Source organism: Alcanivorax sp. HI0083 (assembly GCF_001635175.1).
The window spans coordinates 1-2,168 of the sequence record NZ_LWFX01001421.1 but is presented as its reverse complement, the minus strand read 5'-3'; the positions used below and the strand labels follow the sequence as shown (position 1 = coordinate 2,168).

Annotated in this window: 3 protein-coding genes; all 3 read right to left on the bottom strand. The window is 60.7% G+C overall.

Translation table 11 applies throughout. The features are described 5' to 3' along the window. The coding region (locus tag A3754_RS21545; RefSeq protein ID WP_197468771.1) for a 50S ribosomal protein L11 methyltransferase at positions 1–230 on the bottom strand (230 nt) is incomplete at its 3' end. A 199-nt stretch (positions 231–429) separates the two neighbouring features. After that, positions 430–1,776, bottom strand: a complete 1,347-nt coding sequence (gene accC / locus A3754_RS21540; RefSeq protein WP_063521297.1) for an acetyl-CoA carboxylase biotin carboxylase subunit — start codon at positions 1,774–1,776, stop codon at positions 430–432. Positions 1,777–1,788: 12 nt separating this feature from the next. Then, the coding region (gene accB, locus A3754_RS21535; RefSeq protein WP_063521298.1) for an acetyl-CoA carboxylase biotin carboxyl carrier protein at positions 1,789–2,168 on the bottom strand (380 nt) is incomplete at its 5' end.

Sequence of the window (2,168 nt, the reverse complement as noted above, 5' to 3'; positions counted from 1 at the left end):
CCCTGGGCTGTGAGAGCGGCAAGTATCAGCTCGGGAGTCTGGTCCTTTTCAAACAGCGCACTGACCACGGTGTTTTGCCACAACGGGCGGGTGCCCGGCGGCGGTTCGAATACGGGCTGGTCGGCGCCGTCGGTGAGGGTCACGGCCACGGCGCCGAGGTTTTCCAGGGCAGCCTGAAAGGCATCGGCGTGTTGTTCGGTGGTGGCAAGGTGGAGCTGAAGCCAGGCCATGGACACTCCTGCAAGGCGTTGTGATGTACGGGTGGAAAGTGGCCGCAGTCTAGCGGATTCTGCTGCCCTGCGCTGCCTGTCGTTACGCCGGCCGGTTCGCTGGTGCGGTGATTTTTGCCGTTGCCGGGCCAGAAAAACAAAGGCCGCGCCGGGTTAGCGGGCGCGGCCTTTGTTGTGGCGCAGAGGAAAGAGCAGGCGCTTATTGATCGCCCAGCTTTTTCTCCAGGTGGTGAATATCCACTCCGCCTTCAATGAACGCCTTGTCCTTGAAGATTTTGTCGCGGTGCAGAGCGATATTGGTCTTGATGCCTTCTACCACGATTTCGTCCAGTGCGTTTTTCATGCGCGCAAAGGCGATGTCGCGGCTTTCCCCCCAGGTGATCAGCTTGCCGATCAGGGAATCGTAATAGGGGGGGACGGTGTAGCCACTGTAGATATGGGAGTCCACCCGCACGCCGTTGCCGCCAGGCGCATGGAAGTAGGATATTTTCCCCGGGCAAGGAGTGAAGCGGACTGGATCTTCCGCGTTCACGCGTACTTCGATGGCATGGCCCTGGAACTGCACGTCGGCTTGCTGCAGCGCCAGCCCTTCACCGCCGGCAATGCGCAGCTGCTCCTTGACGATATCCACCCCGGTGACCATTTCGGTCACCGGATGCTCTACCTGAACCCGGGTGTTCATCTCGATGAAGTAGAAGCGCTCGTCTTCATAGAGGAATTCGAACGTGCCGGCGCCCCGGTAGTTGATGGTTTTGCAGGCATCCACGCAGCGCTGGGCCACTTCGTCTTTCAGGTGCTGCGGGATGTCGGGGGCCGGGGCTTCTTCCACCACTTTCTGATGGCGGCGTTGCAGTGAGCAATCGCGGTCACCCAGATGAATGGCATGGCCAGCCCCGTCAGCCAGCACCTGCACTTCCACATGCCGCGGTTTCTGCAGGAATTTTTCCATGTAGACGGTGGCATCGCCGAAAGCATTCTTGGCTTCGGAGCGGGTCAGGGTGATGGCGTTGAGCAGATGTTTGGCTTCATCGACTACGCGCATGCCACGGCCACCACCGCCGGCGGCGGCTTTGATTATCACCGGATAACCAATCTGTTTGGCCATCGCCAGTGAGGCATCGTCATCGTCACCGATGGGGCCGTCAGACCCGGGTACGGTGGGGACGCCGGCTTCTTTCATGGCCTCGATGGCCGCAACCTTGTTGCCCATCAGGCGGATGGTGTCTGCTTTGGGGCCGATAAAGGTGAAGCCGGAGCGCTCCACACTTTCGGCAAAATCCGCATTTTCCGCCAGGAAACCATAACCGGGGTGAATGCCATCGGCATCGGTGACTTCCGCTGCGCTGATCAGGGCAGGAATATTGAGGTATGAATCGGTGGACGACGCGGGGCCAATACACACCGCCTCGTCGGCCAGACGCACGTGCATCAGGTCCCGGTCCGGTTTGGAGTAAACCGCTACGGTGCGAATGCCCAGTTCTTTACAAGCGCGAAGAATACGCAGAGCAATCTCGCCGCGGTTGGCAATGACTACCTTTTCCAGCATGGGAGGCCTCCGTTAAACGATGGAGAACAGAGGCTGGTCGAATTCAACCGGCTCGCCGTCTTCTACCAGAATGGCATCCAGCGTGCCGGACTTGTCGGCCTCGATCTGGTTCATCATCTTCATGGCTTCCACGATGCACAGCACATCGCCGGCCTGGACTTTTTGGCCCACTTCGGCAAAGGACGCCGCACCCGGCGACGGGGAGCGATAGAAGGTGCCGACCATGGGGGAGCGTACCAGATGGCCGCTGGGGGTGTTGTCCGCTGCAGCCGGTGCGTCGGCGGCAGGTGCTGGAGCTGCTGCTGGTGCAGGCGCCGCTGCTGCCGCTTGCGGCGCGGCATAATAGTGGGCTGGCGCTGCAGGGTGACGAGAGCCGCGGCTGATGCGTACAG